The organism is Streptomyces sp. NP-1717 (assembly GCF_022695985.1).
In the GTDB taxonomy this organism is placed as follows: domain Bacteria; phylum Actinomycetota; class Actinomycetes; order Streptomycetales; family Streptomycetaceae; genus Streptomyces.
Map to the genome: position 1 here is coordinate 18,345 of NZ_JAAPBF010000006.1, position 17,105 is coordinate 35,449.

Genomic DNA, 17,105 nt, shown 5'->3' on the forward strand with positions numbered 1-17,105 from the left:
ACTCCCGAGACTCCGATGGTGCTTCCGGCTGTCGCCGCTCGCCGCTGCCCGCCGCCGCGCACGTGCCGCTACGGTTTCCACGGCGTGTGTACGACATCCACGTCCACCCCAGCATCGTCGAACGCCTTCTGCGCTGCGTCGGCGGCCTGCTTGTTGGAGAAGTTCCACTCGACCGGCTTGCCGTTCGCCACCCGCACCTGGCGCCGCGCCTGTTCGACCCACTTGGTGGCCTGTGCGGGTTCCAGGGTGCCATCCGGACGGACCTTGCCCCCGTACCCGAACTTCGCCTCCTTGTACTTCTGCCCGGCGGAGTCCCAGCCGTCGAAGTCGACGTCGCGGCCGGTGTCCGGGTCCTTCACCCCGTACTCCTTGCCGCGCTTCACCCCGGAGACCTGCTCCTGGAACCGCATCCAGCGCTCCATCGCGGGGCCGTACGCGACCGACTTCTTCGTCTTCCACTTGCCGTCGCCGAGATCCTTCGAGCCCTTGCGCGGATTCTTCAGATCGCCGTACCAGGACGGCTTCTTCCACTTGGCGACCGCCTTCTGGCCGGCTTCGCGCTTGGCCGCCTGCGCGTCGGCGGCGTCCTTCTTCGCCTGCTCGGCGGCGTCGATCTCCTCCTGGCTCGCGCCGTCGCACTTCTTCTCGAACGGCAGGAGTACGGGGACGCCGCCCGCCCGGTAGACCGCCACGGTCCGCCCGGCCGCGTTGACGCCGCCGCCGAGCGAGGGCCGCTGGGCGGCCGGTCCGCCGGAGCCGCCCGTACCGCCGGGGAGGCCGCCGATCGGGCCGGAGCTGATCACACAGCCCTTCTCCGCCAGCTCCTTCTCGGCGTCGTCGGCGTGCTTCCGCGCCTCCTTCGCCGCCTCGTCGGCGGCCTTGACGTCGCCCTTCGCCGCGGCCTTGCGGGCGCGGTCGGCGGCCTCGCGGGCCTTGTCGGCCGCCTTGCCGAGTTTCCCGAGCTTGCCCAGCTTCCCGGCCTTGCCGAGTTTCCCGCCGACCTTCGCCGCGTTGTAGCCGGGGATGAAGATCGATCCGACGTTCCACACGACGTCGGTGACCGCCCGGGTCTTCTCCCCGTTGTTCCAGCGGTCGCGGACCTCGTCGCCGACGAACATGTCGTCGCCGGCCGTGATCACCGTGTTGACGGACGCGCCGCCCCAGTCGGTCAGGGCGTCGAGGTAGTCCCCCTTCGCCCACTTGTCACCGGCGTCCTTGGAGTCCTCGGACCACTTGTCGCCCAGGCCGCTGCCGTACTCCTTGAGGCCGTCCCAGGTGCCGCCCGGGTCGGTGACGAGGTCCCAGACGCCGGTGACGTCGCCCCAGACGCCGTCCACGAAGAGGCCCTTGACGACCTGGCCGCCGCGGTCGGCCGCGCAGGAGAAGAAGCTCCAGCCCCCGCAGTCCTCGGCCTTCTCCCCGCCGTCGCCGTCGTTGCCGGCCGCGGCCTCGTCGCCCTCCCAGCCGGGCTCGTCCGCCGCGGCCTCGTTGCGGTCCTCGTCGGTCTCGACGCCGACGGGGACGGTGCCGCCGTTGTCGTTCCGCGAATCGCCGGGGTCCCCGGGATCGCCGGGGCCGGCCGGGTCGCCGTCGGCGCCGTCCCGGCCGTCGCCCGCATCGGCGGAGTCGCCGCCGCCGGCCGGGCACGCCGCGCCCGTGATCGAACAGACCGCGGACCGGAGGCCGTTGGACATCTGCCCGCCGACACCGCTCGCCGTGAGCCCGACGATGATCGCGGCGACGAGGACGAACAGCCCGAGGTATTCGAGCGCCGTCTGGCCCCCGTCGCTCCGCCACCTGATGAACCGGGCGAACGAGAACGGCCGGTGCTCCGCACGCCGTTCGGGGGCGAGCCGCAGCCACTCCCGGCTGCCGGGGTGCCACAGGAAGACCAGGATCAGCACCGGCAGCACGAGTTGGGTGAAGCCCTGGAAGGAGCCCTCGGTGATGTTGGAGACGCCGCCCAGAACCAGCCACGCCTGTACGGCGATCAGGGCCCGCCACTCCCACGCGCCGCCGGTCCACAGCCGCCGGGACAGCAGCCATCCCGCGGTGCCGGGCGCCGCCGCCCACACGGTCAGACCGATGAGTTCGGCGTCCACCGCGTCCGCCGCGGCGGCCGACAGGAGCAGGCCGATTCCGCCCAGCACGGTGAAGCCGAAGAGCGCGTGGACCAACCACCGTGCGACATGCAGCAGTTGAGGCATGTCGCGCCGCCCGGCGGGATCGGGTGGCGTCCACGCGCCGTCGTACGCCGGTGTTCCCCCGTAAGAAGCCATTTCTCGCCCCAACCACCCTCGCGATACGCGGCGTTCCGGCGGCACACGTCAAACCGCCCCGACAGCGGAGCTTATGGCTGGAACACGTCAAAAGGCAGGGGTCCAGAGCCCAATAACGTCTCAAATACGCGCCGGCGCAAGGCGATTCGCGAGCAATTGGCCGGGATCGGGGTGGCTCAGGCAGGCCGGCCGAGCAGCATCGTGGGCGCGCCCGCGACCCGGGTCAGGAAGACCGTGGCCGATTCCCGCCCCTGGAGCTTCATCCTCCGCCGCAGCTCCTCCGGTTCGACCGGCGAGCCGCGCTTCTTGACCGTCAGGATGCCGACGCCGCGCTCGCGGAGCAGGGCCTTGAGGCGTTTGAGGTTGAACGGCAGCTCGTCGGTGATCTCGTACGCCGTGGCGTACGGCGTGGGGCGTCGTTCGTCCGCCGTGATGTACGCGATCGTCTCGTCGATCAGCCCGCCGTCCAGCTCGTCGGCGACCTCGGCGACCAGATGGGCGCGGATGACGGCGCCGTCGGGCTCGTACAGATAGCGCCCGACCTCTCTGACCGGCGGGTCCGGCAGGCCGCGGCCGGTCAGGGTGAGGCCGGCCGGGAGCAGGGTGGCGCGCCGGGCACCGGGCGTGATCGCACCCGGCCGGGACTCGGGCCCGGATCCCGGACCCGCTCCCTGCCCCGTCGCGTGGTGCCAGAGCACCGCCTCCTTCACGTCACCGCCGTCGGAGATCCACTCGGCCTCGAAGTCGTCGGGGACCAGCTCGTGCGGGATGCCGGGCGCGATCTTGATGCCGCCGGCGCCGACCGCGCGTACCGCATCGACCGCCCAGGACAACGGCGGCGAGTACGCCTCGGGATCGAAGATCCGCCCCCGGCCGCCACGTCTGGCCGGGTCGATGAAGAGGGCGTCGGGGGGCGGTGCGGCGGCCAGGTCGTACGTCATGACGTCCGCGCGCACGACCGTCGCCGGCGGGGCGTCCGGCGCCAGCGTACGGACGTTGAGCGCGGCGATCTCGCAGGTCACGGGGTCGCGGTCGACCGCCGTCACGGCGAACCCGGCGCGAGCCAGCTCGATCGCGTCGCCACCGACGCCGCAGCACAGGTCGGTGATCCGCGCGGGGCCGCCGGCCCGGAGGCCGATGTCCCGGAAGCGGCCCGCCCGGTGGGCGGCGACCGAGGTGCGGGTGGCCTGTTCCACGCCGTGCGGCGTGAAGTACATGCGGTACGCGTCCCGTTCGCCGAACTTCGCGACCGCCCGCTGCCGCAGCCGGGCCTGCGCGAGGGCGGCCGAGACCAGTTCGGCGGGGTGGTCGCGGCGCAGCCGGGTCGCCAGGGCCAGCTCCTGCGCCGGGTCGTGGTCGCGGAGGGCGGCGAGCAGGGCCTGGCCCTCGTCGGAGAGCAGCGGCGCGAGCGACGGCGGCGGCGGGGACGGCGGCGGTGCGGGGGAGGGGGTGCGGTCGGTCACCGGGCCATTGTGGGCCAGCCGGGGGACCGCCGGCGCTCCCCGGCGGTGTCGGCCGGGCGCGTGGGCCGCGCGCTGACAGGATGCGGCGCCATGCAACTAGTAAGACAAAACGAAGAAAAGGCCGCAGGGTGGCAGAAAAGTCACCCTGGCGTACGGACGCGCGCGGTCGTCGCCGTACTCCTGATCGCCGCACTCGGCTCCGCCTGTGCGGGGGAGCCTGGCGACCGGGGCGGCGGAGGCCGCAGCGGCGACGGCGGTGGCGGTGGCGGCGGACCCGTCGAGACCGCCTCCGAGAGACCGGGCGGCCGGGCGGGCCCCGACGCCGTGCGGAAAGCGGACGCCGCGAAGAAGGCCGAAGCCCTGAAGAAGGCCGACGCCCTGGAAAAGGCGGACGCGAAGAAGGCCGAGGCCGCCGTCGCCAAGGCCCAGGCGCGCCGCGCCGTGGCCGCGAAGAAGTGGAAACTCGCCAAGACCCCGCTCGCCGCGCCCCCGCCGCCCGCGGTGAAGCCGAGGGTCACCACGCGCAAGGGCTTCGAGGTCACGGGCGGCGCGACCCTCCCGCCGGTCTTCACCAGAGTCCCGACGAAGGAGAAGGTCGTCTTCCTGACGATCGACGACGGCGCCGAGAAGGACCCCGAACTGCTGCACATGATGACCGAGTTGAAGATCCCGTACAGCGCCTTCCTCAGTGACTACGTCATCCGCGACGACTACGCCTACTTCAAGAAGATGCAGGCCCGCGGTGTCTCCCTGCACAACCACACCCTCACCCACCCCTACCTCCCCGGACTCTCCTACGAGAAGCAGAAGCGGGAGATCTGCGGCCAGCAGGAGAAGATCGAGAAGCGGTACGGCAAGCGGCCCGAACTCTTCCGCCCGCCGTACGGCAACTACAACGCCGCCACCCTCCGCGCCGCCAAGTCCTGCGGCGTCAAGGCGGTGCCGCTCTGGTCGTCCGAGGCGTTCCCCGACCACATGGAGTGGCGCGAGTGGGACCGGGACCTGCACCCCGGCGACATCGTCCTCACGCATTTCCGCGGGAAGCAGGAGTGGAAGGGCTCGATGCCCGACATGATCCGGCACGTCATGAAGAAGATCACGGACAAGGGTTACGCGGTGGCGAAGCTGGAGGACTACGTCTAGGGAAGCGGGCGGGCGCGTCCGGAGGGGGGTCGTCCGAACGCACTGCCGCCGGGCCTCGACTGGCACTCAGCTTGACCGAGTGCTAATCGCGGTCATAGTGTCATGTCTGGCACTCCCCACTGGAGAGTGCCAATGCGTGACAGGACAGGTCCGGCACCCGCGACGACGGATCGTGCCCGGTCACGCCACCCAGACAGTTAACCCCGTGAGATCTCCGAAGGGGGAGGTCGGATCGTGACGACCGCCAGCACCAAGGTTGCCATCAAGCCGCTCGAGGACCGCATTGTGGTCCAGCCGCTCGACGCAGAGCAGACCACGGCCTCTGGCCTGGTTATTCCGGACACTGCCAAGGAGAAGCCCCAGGAGGGCGTCGTCCTGGCCGTCGGTCCGGGTCGCTTCGAGAACGGCGAGCGTCTTCCGCTCGACGTTTCCGTCGGCGACGTCGTTCTGTACAGCAAGTACGGCGGTACTGAGGTGAAGTACAGCGGCGAGGAGTACCTCGTCCTCTCGGCTCGCGACGTGCTCGCGATCATCGAGAAGTAATCCTCACAGTCCCGCTGTGAAACTGCGCCCCTGGCCCCCGCATCGCCGGGCGGTCCGGGGCGTAGTTCGTTGTTCGTTCGAGAGGACAAGAGAAAGCTCCCATGGCGAAGATCCTGAAGTTCGACGAGGACGCCCGTCGCGCCCTTGAGCGCGGCGTCAACAAGCTTGCCGACACGGTGAAGGTGACGATCGGCCCCAAGGGCCGCAACGTCGTCATCGACAAGAAGTTCGGCGCCCCCACCATCACCAACGACGGCGTCACGATCGCCCGCGAGGTCGAGCTCGACGACCCGTACGAGAACCTCGGCGCCCAGCTCGTGAAGGAGGTGGCGACCAAGACCAACGACATCGCGGGTGACGGCACCACCACCGCCACCGTGCTGGCCCAGGCGCTGGTCCGCGAGGGCCTGCGCAACGTCGCCGCCGGCGCCTCCCCGGCCGCCCTGAAGAAGGGCATCGACGCCGCCGTCGCCGCCGTCTCCAAGGAGCTCCTGGACACGGCCCGCCCGATCGACGACAAGTCCGACATCGCCGCCGTCGCCGGGCTCTCCGCCCAGGACTCGCAGGTCGGCGAGCTTATCGCCGAGGCGATGGACAAGGTCGGCAAGGACGGTGTCATCACCGTCGAGGAGTCCAACACCTTCGGCCTGGAGCTGGAGTTCACCGAGGGCATGGCCTTCGACAAGGGCTACCTCTCGCCGTACATGGTGACCGACCAGGAGCGTATGGAGGCCGTCCTCGACGACCCGTACATCCTGATCAACCAGGGCAAGATCGGCTCCATCCAGGACCTGCTCCCGCTGCTGGAGAAGGTCATCCAGGCGGGCGGCTCCCGGCCGCTGCTGATCATCGCCGAGGACGTCGAGGGCGAGGCGCTCTCCACCCTCGTCGTCAACAAGATCCGTGGCACGTTCAACGCCGTCGCGGTCAAGGCCCCCGGCTTCGGTGACCGCCGCAAGGCCATGCTCGGCGACATCGCCACCCTCACGGGCGCGACCGTCATCGCCGAGGAGGTCGGCCTCAAGCTCGACCAGGCCGGTCTCGACGTACTGGGCACCGCCCGCCGCGTCACCGTCTCCAAGGACGACACGACCATCGTCGACGGCGGTGGCGACAGCACCGAGGTCGCCGGCCGCGTCAACCAGATCAAGGCCGAGATCGAGTCCACGGACTCCGACTGGGACCGCGAGAAGCTCCAGGAGCGCCTCGCGAAGCTGGCCGGCGGCGTGTGCGTGATCAAGGTCGGCGCCGCCACCGAGGTGGAGCTCAAGGAGAAGAAGCACCGTCTGGAGGACGCCATCTCCGCGACCCGCGCCGCGGTCGAGGAGGGCATCGTCTCCGGTGGTGGCTCCGCCCTGGTGCACGCCGCCAAGGTGCTGGAGGACGGCCTGGGCAAGACGGGCGACGAGGCCACCGGTGTCGCGGTCGTCCGCCGCGCCGTGGTCGAGCCGCTGCGCTGGATCGCCGAGAACGCCGGCCTGGAGGGCTACGTCATCACGGCGAAGGTCGCCGAGCTGGACAAGGGCCACGGCTTCAACGCCTCCACCGGCGACTACGTCGACCTGGTGAAGGCCGGCGTCATCGACCCGGTCAAGGTCACCCGCTCCGCGCTGGAGAACGCCGCTTCCATCGCCGCGCTGCTCCTCACGACCGAGACCCTGGTCGTCGAGAAGCCCGCCGAGGAAGAGGCCGACGCCGGTCACGGCGGCCACGGCCACAGCCACTGACCTTCACCGGTCACCGGCACGCGGTACGCGACCGAGGCCCGGCGCCCCTTCGGGGGAGCCGGGCCTCGGCGCGTTCCGCCGTACGTACCGCGCGTCAGGCCGAGTGCGGCAGCGACGACGGGTGTACGGGATCCTCGAACGGCAGCCCCTTCGTGTACCGCTCCACCTCGTCCAGCGCCTGATCCGTCATCCGGTGGATCTCACCGCCCAGCGAGCCCGCGACATGCGGCGTCAGCAGCACGTTCGGCAGGTCGTACAACGGCGAGGCGGGGAGCGGCGGTTCGGGGTCCGTCACATCCAGCACCGCGTTCAGCCGGCCGGAGACCAGATGCGGCAGCAGCGCGTCCTCGTCGACCAGCGAGCCGCGCGCGGTGTTGATCAGCGTCGCCCCGTCCGGCATCGCGGCGAGCTGGGCGGCGCCGATCATACGGCGGGTCGCGGGGACCTGCGGCGCGTGGACCGACACCACGTGGGCGCGCGCGCACAGCTCGATCAGCGGCACCGGTTCGACGCCGAGCGCCGCCGCCTCGCCGGCGGACACGTACGGGTCGTACAGCAGGACGTCGAAGTCGAACGGCCGCAGCAGTTCGATCACCCGGCGGCCGATCCGGGACGCGCCGACGACGCCGACCGTACGGCGGTAGTTGCCCACCCCGGCCAGTTCCCCGTGCCAGTCGTGCGGACCGCGCACCTCCCGGTAGCGGTGCGCCGAACCGAGGACCCGCTTGCCCGCGAAGAGGATCGCGGCCAGCGTGTACTCCGCGACGGGATGGGCGTTGGCCGCCGCCGCCGAGGCGACCGTGATGCCCCGCTCCCAACAGGCGTCTGTGACATGGTGCTTGACGGTGCCCGCGGCGTGCACGACCGCCCGCAGCCGGGGGGCGGCCGCCAGCACCTCCGCGGTGATCGGGGGCGCGCCCCAGCAGGTGATCAGCAGTTCGGCGTCCGCGAGCGCGGCTGCGACGGCGGGGTCGAGCCCGGGACCGGTCAGCGTGTGCGCGACGAGCCGCGGATCGGTCCGTACGAGAGCGGTCAGCCGGTCGAGACGAGCGGGGGAGAACAGCTGTTCCGCGATGCCCGGACTCATCGAGAGCAGCGCGGACGGCCGGTTGTCGGTGGCGTCGTGCATGGTGGAAGTCGGTCTCCTCTGTGGGTCGTCCGCCGTGGGTCGTCCGCGTACGTCGAGCGCGCCCCCGCCGGTTACTGCGGGCCGTACTTCCGTCCCGTCTTCGACGTGAGCCCGCCGAGCAGCCCGCGCGGCGTGAGCTTCACCGCGCCCATCAGCGCCTTGTAGCGCGGATCGGGCACCGACACGGTCTTGCCGCGCGCCAGGTCGGCCAGCGCCGCCGTCACCAGCTTGTCCGCGTCCAGCCACATCCAGTTGGGGATGTTGTCCGTCCCCATCCCGGCCCGGTCGTGGAACTCGGTCCGGGTGAAGCCGGGGCAGAGCGCCATCAGCCGCACCCCGGTCCCGGTCAGATCCCGGGCGGCCCCCTGGGTGAACTGCACGACCCACGCCTTCGACGCGCCGTACGTCCCGCGCGGAACGAACGCCGCCACCGACGACACGTTCACCACACCTCCACGCCCGCGCTCCCTCATTCCGGCGACGGCGGCCGACGTCAGCCGCAGCACCGCCTCGCAGTGCACCTTCAGCATGGTCAGCTCGTCGGCCATCGAGACGTCGAGGAACCGGCCCTTGTTCCCGAACCCCGCGTTGTTGACCAGCAGATCGATGGGGTGCTTGCGGTCGTCGAGACGCTTCTCGACCGCCTCGATGCCCTCGTCCGTCGCGAGGTCGGCGGTCAGCACCTCCGCCTCGATGCCGTGCAGATCGTGGAGTTCGGTGGCCTGGCGCCGCAGGCGCTCGGTGTCGCGGGCGACAAGCACCAGGTTGTGGCCGCTTCCCACCCCGCCGGACTGGGAGGTACCGCCCGCGGCGAGCCGCCGGGCGAAGGCGGCGCCGATCCCCGCTGTCGCGCCCGTAATCAAAGCAGTCGTCATAGGGCGCACGTTAGACGGTCGCACGACCGGTGCGAGCGACCGTCCGACCGTCGGAAGCACGTACCGAATCGGAAGCACGTACCGAACCCCGCCGCGGGCACACGTCAGTTGTGCGGTACGCGCCCGGACGGCGCTATGTGTCGGAGACGGCCTGGAGAACGTCGGCGGTGTCCGCGCCGGCCCGGCCGTCGCCGTACTTGGCCACGTACTCCCGCGCGATCCTCAACCCCTCGGCGTGCAGGGCCTCTCCGGCGGCCAGCACCCGTGGCAGCAGTTCGCGCTCGGTGGTCACCGCCCGGAAGGCGAGCGCCACCGTCACGTCGTGGTCCGGCCGGTGCACGATCTCGATCGCGTCGCCCGCGCGGATCTCGCCGGGCACGACGACCCGGAAGTACGCGCCGGTGACGCCCTGCCGGGTGAACCGCCTGACCCAGCCCTTCTCGCCGAGGAAGCCCGCGAACGTACGGCACGGGATCCGGCCGCTGGTCGCCTCCAGTACCAGATCCGGGCCGATCCGCCAACGCTCCCCGATCTTCGTCCCGTTCAGATCGGCCCCGGACGTCGTGAGGTTCTCGCCGAAACCCCCGTTGGCCAGCGGACGCCCCAACTCCCGCTCCCAGAAGTCGAGATCCTCCCGCGCGTACGCGTAGACCGCCTGGTCGCTGCCGCCGTGATGGCGCAGATCGCATACGGCGTCGCCCACGACACCGCTGCCGCCGACGCCCTTGAGGCCGGGATCGCGCACCGCGACCGGGCCGTCCACCGGACGCTTGTCCATACCGGTCGCGCCGCCGGGCGCGTCCGTGTACCCGACGGCCCGGGGCCGCCCCACATTCACGGTCAGAACCTTCATGACCGGCACGCTAACTCCCCGGCCCCGCGTCGTGCCTCTCAAATGCTCCGCCCCTCATTTCTCGATGCCTCCAAGTTTCCCTTATGTTTGAGGGGTGATCGAAGCCCGTCACCTCCGTGTCCTGCGCGCCGTCGCCGCCACCGGCTCCTTCTCCGCCGCCGCGCGCGAGCTGGGGTGCACCCAGCCGGCCGTCAGCCAGCAGATGAAGGTCCTCGAAGCGTCGGTCGGCACGACCCTGCTGATCAGAACCGGCCGCGCGATGCGCCTCACCCAGGCCGGGGAGGCGCTGGTACGTCACGCGACGGGCATCCTGTCGGGGCTCACGGCCGCCGAGGAGGAGGTCGCGGCCATCGCGGGCCTGCGCGCCGGGCGGGTCCGGCTGGTCTCGTTCCCCAGCGGCAGCTCCACCCTGGTCCCCACCGCACTGGCCGCCCTGCGCGCCGCCCATCCGGGCACCCGCGTCTCGCTCGTCGACGCCGAACCGCCCCGCTCCGTCGAGATGCTGCGCGACGGCGACTGCGATCTGGCGTTGGCCTTCCGTTACGACTCCACCGGCGGCGCCGAGGAGTGGGACGATCTGGTCGTACGGCCGCTGCTCACCGACCGGCTGGTGGGGCTGCTCCCCGAGGGCCACCGGCTGGCCGGGGCCGGGACCGTCGCGATCGGGGACCTCGCCGACGAGGCCTGGATCGCGGGCTGCCCGCGCTGCCGCCACCAACTGGTGGACGCCTGCGAGAGGGCGGGGTTCACGCCCCGTATCGATTTCGCGACGGACGACTATCCCGCTGTGATCGGCCTTGTCGGGGCGGGGCTCGGGGTCGCCTTCCTGCCGGAGCTGGCCCTGGAGTCGGTGCTGCCGAAGAGCGCCCGTACCGTCACCGTCGAGCCCGCCGTCCGGCGGGAGATCGTCGCGCTCACCCTGCCCGATCTGGCGCGGGTCCCCGCGGTGGCGGCGACGCTGGACCAACTGGAACGGGCCGCCTCGCGCTGACGCGGTTCCTCCGGGCGGAGCCCCTTGCCGAGGTCCCTCCGAGGTTCCGTCAGGGTCCTGACGGGGTCCCGCCGGGAGTGCAGGAACGTTTCTGCATCGCTTTGTCGCGGGTCAGGCGCGGTCCGACCCGTTCGCCCCCGAGGTCGAGATCAGCCGGGTGCGGGCGCGTCCCATCAGTTCCTCGCGTTCGTCCTCCGTGAGCCCGCCCCACACGCCGTACGGCTCCCGCACCGCCATCGCGTGCGCCGCGCACTGCGCGCGTACCGGGCATCTCATGCAGACCTCCTTGGCCGATGTCTCGCGGGCGCTGCGTGCCGCGCCCCGTTCTCCCTCCGGGTGAAAGAACAGCGAACTGTCGACGCCGCGACAGGCCGCGAGGAGCTGCCAGTCCCACAGATCTGCGTTCGGTCCGGGAAGGCGTGAGAAATCTGCCATTGCTCATGTCCCCTTGAATCCGTGGAGGCGGATACGGGCCGTGAGGCCCTGTCTTCCTGGTCGGGCGCAGGGCCTCTGATGCGCCCTGGCGCGCCGGGTTACGAGCGCGGCGTGCTCACCACACCGTTCTCACGACCGTACATCTGCTGTGTAAGTAGATGTAAATATGACTCATTGCGAATCTAGCCACAGACACCAAAAAAAGGGAAGAAATGACGCTAAATGGGGCATAGCTCAGAGTGATCGGGTGGTGACCTGCGAGGCTCTGCTCTGTGTGCGCGTCCTCACGTAGAGTGCCGAAGGCGATTCCGGACCCGTAACTCTTTCGAGTGACCGTCGTTGAGTGGTCGAGGCGGTTGAAGGAAGAGGCGATCGGGCACATGTCCGATGGCGTCAATCGCACAGGTGACCACATGTACTCAGCCTGGAGGCTCAACGTGACGCGCATCAGCTGCGGAGGGCGGCCATGACATCCGTCCTCGTCTGCGACGACTCCCCGCTTGCCCGAGAGGCGCTGCGCCGCGCGGTTGCGACCGTGCCCGGTGTCGAGCGCGTGACGACGGCGGCCAACGGTGAGGAAGTTCTCCGCCGGTGGGGCGCCGACCGCTCGGACCTGATCCTGATGGACGTGCGCATGCCCGGTCTGGGCGGCGTCGAGACCGTCCGCCGACTGCTGTCCGCCGATCCCGGCGCCCGGATCATCATGCTCACGGTCGCCGAGGACCTGGATGGTGTCGCCCTCGCGGTCGCCGCCGGTGCCCGCGGCTATCTGCACAAGGACGCGTCCCGCGCCGAGTTGCGCGCGACCGTCACCCAGGCGCTCGCCGATCCGACGTGGCGGCTCGCCCCGCGCCGGCTCAGGTCGGCCGAGATGGGCGCCGCGCCCACGCTCACGGCGCGTGAGATCCAGGTTCTCGAAGGCATGAGCCACGGCCGGTCCAACGCGGAGATCGGGCGCGAGCTCTTCCTCTCCGAGGACACGGTGAAGACGCACGCCCGCCGGCTGTTCAAAAAGCTCGGCGCCTCGGACCGCGCGCATGCCGTGGCTCTCGGATTCCGCTGGGGCCTGGTCCGCTAGGTCCTGTCTTCAAAGTCCCGCCTGGCCCGCGACGCCTGGCACGGCACCTCGCCGCGTTGTCGGACTCGGCCGAGTACGCCCGGTACGACCCGGTCCTCCGCCTTGCGATGCACCGCACCAGACGCCGCCGGCCCCGCCCTGCGGGCGGACGGCGCTACTTTGAAGACAGGCCCTGGCTCCGACGCCGGCCGGGGCCCGAGGTTGCCTGGTCGCAGCGGTACGGACAGCTCGTCCGGAGAGTCGCGGAACCCCGTCCGCCGTGCGGTGGGCGGGGCGGCGTAGAGGGTCATCGGTGCCCGTACGCCACAGTTTCCCGCCCGATGCCGCATCCTTGAGTTGTGGAGTTCCTCGGGGACGAGTCGGGCGAGCGGAAGGGGAGGGCGCAGGAGATGGGTTCCTCCGCACCTACTCATAACGCTTCGGTGCACAACTATGAACGCGGTGCCACGGATCCGCAGCGGCCGAGGCACCATGGTCCGATGCGCGATGACGAGACCACGGTGATCGGTGCGCTCGTTCACCGTGCCGTCGAGGGGGACGGGCGTGCCACGCACGATCTCCTGGCTCATGTGCATCCACTCGCGCTGCGCTACTGCCGCACCCGGCTGAACCGACTGCCCGGTGACGCACGGCACTTCACGGAGGACCTCGCGCAGGAGGTCTGTGTCGCCGTGCTGATGGCGCTGCCGCGCTACAAGGACACCGGAAGGCCCTTCGAGGCCTTCGTCTTCGCCATCGCCGCGCACAAGGTCGCCGATCTCCAGCGGGCCGCCATGCGGCACCCGGGGTCGACGGCGGTGCCCTCGGACGAGATGCCCGAGCGGCCCGACGACTCCCTCGGCCCGGAGGAGCGCGCGCTGCTCAGCAGCGACGCAGAGTGGGCCAAGAAGCTCCTCGCCAACCTCCCGGACAACCAGCGCGAGCTGCTCGTGCTGCGGGTCGCCGTGGGGCTGACCGCCGAGGAGACCGGCCAGATGCTGGGGATGTCGCCGGGCGCGGTACGGGTCGCACAGCACCGGGCGCTCAGCAGACTGCGCGCGCTGGCCGAGCAGTAGGGCGCGGCCCGCGGGGCCCGATCGCGGCGGTCGCGGGATCCGATCACGGCGGCCGGGGGAACTGATCATGGCGACCGTGGAATGAGACCCCCGTGGCGCCCGTTAGCATGGACATCCGCACCGATCAAGGCCATCTGGGGAAGGTGTCATGACTGCAAACGTCGACGGAGTGCCCGAGAAGTTCGCGACGCTCGGGCTGACATACGACGACGTGCTGCTGCTGCCGGGCGCCTCGGAGGTGCTGCCCAACCAGGTCGACACCGCGTCCCAGGTCTCCCGCAACGTACGCGTGAACATCCCGCTGCTCTCGGCCGCGATGGACAAGGTCACCGAGGCGCGCATGGCCATCGCGATGGCCCGCCAGGGCGGTGTCGGTGTGCTGCACCGCAACCTCTCCATCGCCGACCAGGCCAACCAGGTCGACCTCGTGAAGCGCTCCGAGTCCGGCATGGTCAGCGACCCGATCACGGTCCACCCGGACGCCACGCTCGGCGAGGCGGACCAGCTCTGCGCCAAGTTCCGCATCAGCGGCGTCCCGGTCACCGACCGCTCGGGCAAGCTCCTCGGCATCGTCACCAACCGTGACATGGCCTTCGAGTCGGACCGCTCGCGCCAGGTGCGCGAGGTCATGACGCCGATGCCGCTGGTCACCGGCAAGGTCGGCATCTCCGGCGTGGACGCCATGGAGCTGCTGCGCCGGCACAAGATCGAGAAGCTGCCGCTGGTCGACGACGCGGGCATCCTCAAGGGCCTCATCACCGTCAAGGACTTCGTCAAGGCGGAGAAGTACCCGAACGCCGCCAAGGACGCCGAGGGCAGGCTGCTCGTCGGCGCCGCCGTGGGCGCGAGCCAGGAGGCGCTGGACCGCGCCCAGGCGCTGGCCGAGGCCGGGGTCGACTTCCTCGTCGTCGACACCTCGCACGGCCACAACAGCAACGCGCTGAGCTGGATGTCCAAGATCAAGTCGAGCGTCGGCGTGGATGTCATCGGTGGCAACATCGCCACCAGTGACGGCGCCAAGGCGCTCATCGACGCCGGTGTCGACGGCGTCAAGGTGGGTGTCGGCCCCGGATCCATCTGCACCACGCGCGTGGTCGCCGGCATCGGTGTCCCGCAGGTCACGGCGATCTACGAGGCGGCGACCGTCTGTATCGGCGCCGGTGTCCCCGTCATCGGCGACGGCGGCCTCCAGTACTCGGGCGACATCGGCAAGGCGCTCGCCGCCGGCGCCAGCACCGTCATGCTCGGCAGCCTGCTCGCGGGGTGCGAGGAGTCGCCCGGCGAGCTGCAGTTCATCAACGGCAAGCAGTTCAAGTCCTACCGCGGCATGGGCTCGCTCGGCGCGATGCAGTCGCGTGGCCAGGCCCGCTCGTACTCCAAGGACCGCTACTTCCAGTCCGACGTCTCCTCGGACGACAAGCTCGTGCCCGAGGGCATCGAGGGCCAGGTGCCCTACCGGGGCCCGCTCGGCGCCGTACTGCACCAGCTCATCGGCGGGCTGCGGCAGACGATGGGCTATGTGGGCGCGGCCTCCATCGACGAGATGGAGCGCAAGGGGCGGTTCGTCCGGATCACGGCGGCCGGTCTCAAGGAGAGCCACCCGCACGACATCCAGATGACGGTCGAGGCACCGAACTACAACCAGCACTGAACCCCCTCCCCATGCCGCCGGTGGCCACTCACCGGCGGCATCGGTGTGTCGGGGATACTGGGACGGCTGACGCAAGAGGAAAGGCCCCACATCGTGACTGAGATCGAGATCGGCCGCGGCAAGCGCGGACGCCGCGCGTACGCCTTCGACGACATCGCCGTCGTCCCCAGCCGGCGCACCCGCGACCCGAAGGAGGTCTCGATCGCCTGGCAGATCGACGCCTACCGCTTCGAACTGCCGTTCCTGGCCGCCCCCATGGACTCCGTGGTCTCGCCGAGCACCGCGATCCGCATCGGTGAGCTCGGCGGTCTTGGTGTGCTCAACCTCGAAGGCCTGTGGACCCGTTACGAGGACCCGCAGCCGCTGCTGGACGAGATCGCCGAGCTGGACGAGGCGACCGCCAACCGCAGGCTCCAGGAGATCTACTCCGCGCCGATCCAGGAAGAGCTGATCGGGCGGCGCATCAAGGAGGTGCGCGACTCGGGCGTGGTCACGGCCGCCGCGCTCTCGCCGCAGCGCACCGCGCAGTTCTCCAAGGCCGTCGTCGACGCCGGGGTGGACATCTTCGTCATCCGCGGGACCACGGTCTCCGCCGAGCACGTCTCGGGCGCGGCCGAGCCGCTGAACCTGAAGCAGTTCATCTACGAGCTGGACGTCCCGGTCATCGTCGGCGGCTGCGCCACGTACACCGCGTCGCTGCACCTGATGCGCACCGGCGCCGCCGGTGTGCTGGTGGGCTTCGGCGGCGGCGCCGCGCACACCACCCGTAACGTGCTGGGCATCCAGGTGCCGATGGCGACGGCGGTCGCGGATGTGGCCGCCGCCCGGCGCGACTACATGGACGAGTCCGGCGGCCGGTACGTGCACGTGATCGCGGACGGCGGTGTCGGCTGGTCCGGCGACCTGCCCAAGGCCGTCGCCTGCGGGGCCGACGCGGTGATGATGGGCTCCCCGCTGGCGCGGGCGAACGACGCGCCGGGCAAGGGGCACCACTGGGGCATGGAGGCCGTCCACGAGGACGTGCCGCGCGGCAAGCTGGTGGACCTGGGCATCGCCGGGACGACCGAGGAGATCCTGACCGGTCCCTCGCACAGCCCGGACGGCTCGATGAACTTCTTCGGCGCGCTCAAGAGGGCGATGGCGACGACCGGTTACAGCGAGCTGAAGGAGTTCCAGCGCGTCGAGGTGACGGTCGCGGACTCGCAGCACAGCCGCTGAGAGTGACGGGAGGGTGCCCCGGACCGCACGCGGTCCGGGGCACCCTCGTCCCGTCTCTCAGGCCCTGTGCGGCGAACGTCGACCGGACGGGCCCCGGTTGACGATCAGGCCTTCTTGGCGCCCGAGAACGCGGCGAAGGCGGCGAGGGCGAAGAAGAGGAACGTCATCGCCTCCTTGCCCGCGTTCCACGCGTCCGTCAGCAGGCTGAAGTGGTCGAACAGCATCTCCGTCGTCGACAGGTCCAGCTCCTGCGCACCGATGATCGCGATGCCGAAGATCTGGCCCAGGTAGACGGCGGCGAGCGCGAACACGGCGCTGACCACGGCGAGGATCGGGTTGCGTCCGCCGACCTTGCCCGCGACCAGACCGATGACGAAGCCGACACCGATGGCGGCGAAACCGATCTCGCTCTCGATGGCGCCGGCGATTCCGCCGTAGATGGCGGCGGCGGCGATCGCGGTACCGGCCGCGGCGGCCAGACCGAGGCCCACGTTGTCGCGGACCGGCGGCGCCGGGGCGAACGGGTTGCCGGGGCCGGGCGGGACGGCGCCGCCGGCGAACGGGTTTCCGGGCGGCGGAACAGACTGGCTCATGTGAAGAATCCCCCAAGGAATGCCCGCACCGTTGTGCGAGCGCCCTGGACCATAGCAGTCCGCCACGACAGC

General features: G+C 70.7%; 15 protein-coding genes. 8 read left to right on the top strand and 7 right to left on the bottom strand.

From position 1 onward, the window contains the following. Positions 1-68 precede the first annotated feature (68 nt). Both GXP76_RS02295 and GXP76_RS02300 read right to left on the bottom strand, forming a co-directional pair. A complete protein-coding gene (locus GXP76_RS02295; protein ID WP_242569686.1) occupies positions 69-2,279 on the bottom strand; it encodes a Tox-REase-5 domain-containing protein in 2,211 nt (736 codons plus the stop codon). Positions 2,280-2,455: 176 nt separating this feature from the next. Then, positions 2,456-3,838: a class I SAM-dependent methyltransferase gene (locus GXP76_RS02300; RefSeq protein WP_374359651.1), complete on the bottom strand. Its 1,383-nt coding sequence runs from the start codon at positions 3,836-3,838 to the stop codon at positions 2,456-2,458. Here GXP76_RS02300 and GXP76_RS02305 point away from each other — a divergent pair. The 3 genes from GXP76_RS02305 (at position 3,833) to groL (ending at position 7,155) form a co-directional block, all read left to right on the top strand. Further along, positions 3,833-4,885 carry a polysaccharide deacetylase family protein gene (locus GXP76_RS02305; protein ID WP_242569688.1) on the top strand — a complete coding sequence of 351 codons (1,053 nt, stop codon included), beginning with the start codon at positions 3,833-3,835 and terminating at the stop codon, positions 4,883-4,885. The two genes, GXP76_RS02300 and GXP76_RS02305, sit on opposite strands and share 6 nt — an antisense overlap. 234 nt (positions 4,886-5,119) lie before the next feature. Next, positions 5,120-5,428: a co-chaperone GroES gene (groES, locus tag GXP76_RS02310; protein WP_023539274.1), complete on the top strand. Its 309-nt coding sequence runs from the start codon at positions 5,120-5,122 to the stop codon at positions 5,426-5,428. A 101-nt stretch (positions 5,429-5,529) separates the two neighbouring features. Further along, positions 5,530-7,155: a chaperonin GroEL gene (gene groL, locus GXP76_RS02315; RefSeq protein ID WP_242569689.1), complete on the top strand. Its 1,626-nt coding sequence runs from the start codon at positions 5,530-5,532 to the stop codon at positions 7,153-7,155. Positions 7,156-7,249: 94 nt separating this feature from the next. Here the strand turns inward: groL and GXP76_RS02320 are convergent, their stop codons facing one another. The 3 genes from GXP76_RS02320 to GXP76_RS02330 all read right to left on the bottom strand — a co-directional run bounded on the left by GXP76_RS02320 (position 7,250) and on the right by GXP76_RS02330 (position 10,012). Beyond that, on the bottom strand, positions 7,250-8,284 hold the full coding sequence (locus GXP76_RS02320; RefSeq protein ID WP_242569690.1) for a hydroxyacid dehydrogenase: 1,035 nt from the start codon (positions 8,282-8,284) through the stop codon (positions 7,250-7,252). Positions 8,285-8,355: 71 nt separating this feature from the next. Further along, on the bottom strand, positions 8,356-9,159 hold the full coding sequence (locus tag GXP76_RS02325) for an SDR family oxidoreductase (RefSeq protein WP_242569691.1): 804 nt from the start codon (positions 9,157-9,159) through the stop codon (positions 8,356-8,358). Between the two features lie 133 nt (positions 9,160-9,292). Beyond that, a complete protein-coding gene (locus GXP76_RS02330; protein WP_242569692.1) occupies positions 9,293-10,012 on the bottom strand; it encodes an MOSC domain-containing protein in 720 nt (239 codons plus the stop codon). Between the two features lie 94 nt (positions 10,013-10,106). Between GXP76_RS02330 and GXP76_RS02335 the strand changes: the two genes are divergently transcribed. Beyond that, entirely contained in the window at positions 10,107-11,003 is an 897-nt protein-coding gene (locus GXP76_RS02335) for a LysR family transcriptional regulator (protein ID WP_242569693.1), read from the top strand. A 111-nt stretch (positions 11,004-11,114) separates the two neighbouring features. On the opposite strand, the gene GXP76_RS02340 is transcribed toward GXP76_RS02335, so the two are convergent. Then, positions 11,115-11,438: a WhiB family transcriptional regulator gene (locus GXP76_RS02340; protein ID WP_242569694.1), complete on the bottom strand. Its 324-nt coding sequence runs from the start codon at positions 11,436-11,438 to the stop codon at positions 11,115-11,117. A 466-nt stretch (positions 11,439-11,904) separates the two neighbouring features. On the opposite strand from GXP76_RS02340, the gene GXP76_RS02345 reads away from it, so the two are divergent. The 4 genes from GXP76_RS02345 to GXP76_RS02360 all read left to right on the top strand — a co-directional run bounded on the left by GXP76_RS02345 (position 11,905) and on the right by GXP76_RS02360 (position 16,440). Continuing rightward, positions 11,905-12,516, top strand: coding sequence for a response regulator transcription factor (locus GXP76_RS02345; RefSeq protein ID WP_003948568.1), 612 nt, complete (start codon positions 11,905-11,907; stop codon positions 12,514-12,516). 479 nt (positions 12,517-12,995) lie between these two features. Then, positions 12,996-13,571: a sigma-70 family RNA polymerase sigma factor gene (locus tag GXP76_RS02350; RefSeq protein WP_078075496.1), complete on the top strand. Its 576-nt coding sequence runs from the start codon at positions 12,996-12,998 to the stop codon at positions 13,569-13,571. Between the two features lie 148 nt (positions 13,572-13,719). Further along, entirely contained in the window at positions 13,720-15,222 is a 1,503-nt protein-coding gene (guaB, locus tag GXP76_RS02355) for an IMP dehydrogenase (RefSeq protein WP_242569695.1), read from the top strand. A gap of 93 nt (positions 15,223-15,315) precedes the next feature. Further along, positions 15,316-16,440, top strand: a complete 1,125-nt coding sequence (locus tag GXP76_RS02360) for a GuaB3 family IMP dehydrogenase-related protein (RefSeq protein WP_147874298.1) — start codon at positions 15,316-15,318, stop codon at positions 16,438-16,440. Between the two features lie 104 nt (positions 16,441-16,544). Here the strand turns inward: GXP76_RS02360 and GXP76_RS02365 are convergent, their stop codons facing one another. Next, positions 16,545-17,033, bottom strand: coding sequence for a hypothetical protein (locus GXP76_RS02365; protein ID WP_242569696.1), 489 nt, complete (start codon positions 17,031-17,033; stop codon positions 16,545-16,547). Positions 17,034-17,105 lie beyond the last annotated feature (72 nt).

What these genes read in the sequence shown, in the direction of transcription:
- GXP76_RS02345 (WP_003948568.1), top strand. Translation starts at nt 11,905, where the DNA reads ATGACATCCGTCCTCGTCTGCGACGACTCCCCGCTTGCCCGAGAGGCG.
- guaB (WP_242569695.1), top strand. Translation starts at nt 13,720, where the DNA reads ATGACTGCAAACGTCGACGGAGTGCCCGAGAAGTTCGCGACGCTCGGG.
- GXP76_RS02325 (WP_242569691.1), bottom strand. Translation starts at nt 9,159, where the DNA reads ATGACGACTGCTTTGATTACGGGCGCGACAGCGGGGATCGGCGCCGCC.
- GXP76_RS02350 (WP_078075496.1), top strand. Translation starts at nt 12,996, where the DNA reads ATGCGCGATGACGAGACCACGGTGATCGGTGCGCTCGTTCACCGTGCC.
- GXP76_RS02365 (WP_242569696.1), bottom strand. Translation starts at nt 17,033, where the DNA reads ATGAGCCAGTCTGTTCCGCCGCCCGGAAACCCGTTCGCCGGCGGCGCC.
- GXP76_RS02320 (WP_242569690.1), bottom strand. Translation starts at nt 8,284, where the DNA reads ATGCACGACGCCACCGACAACCGGCCGTCCGCGCTGCTCTCGATGAGT.
- GXP76_RS02295 (WP_242569686.1), bottom strand. Translation starts at nt 2,279, where the DNA reads ATGGCTTCTTACGGGGGAACACCGGCGTACGACGGCGCGTGGACGCCA.
- GXP76_RS02305 (WP_242569688.1), top strand. Translation starts at nt 3,833, where the DNA reads ATGCAACTAGTAAGACAAAACGAAGAAAAGGCCGCAGGGTGGCAGAAA.
- GXP76_RS02330 (WP_242569692.1), bottom strand. Translation starts at nt 10,012, where the DNA reads ATGAAGGTTCTGACCGTGAATGTGGGGCGGCCCCGGGCCGTCGGGTAC.
- GXP76_RS02340 (WP_242569694.1), bottom strand. Translation starts at nt 11,438, where the DNA reads ATGGCAGATTTCTCACGCCTTCCCGGACCGAACGCAGATCTGTGGGAC.
- groL (WP_242569689.1), top strand. Translation starts at nt 5,530, where the DNA reads ATGGCGAAGATCCTGAAGTTCGACGAGGACGCCCGTCGCGCCCTTGAG.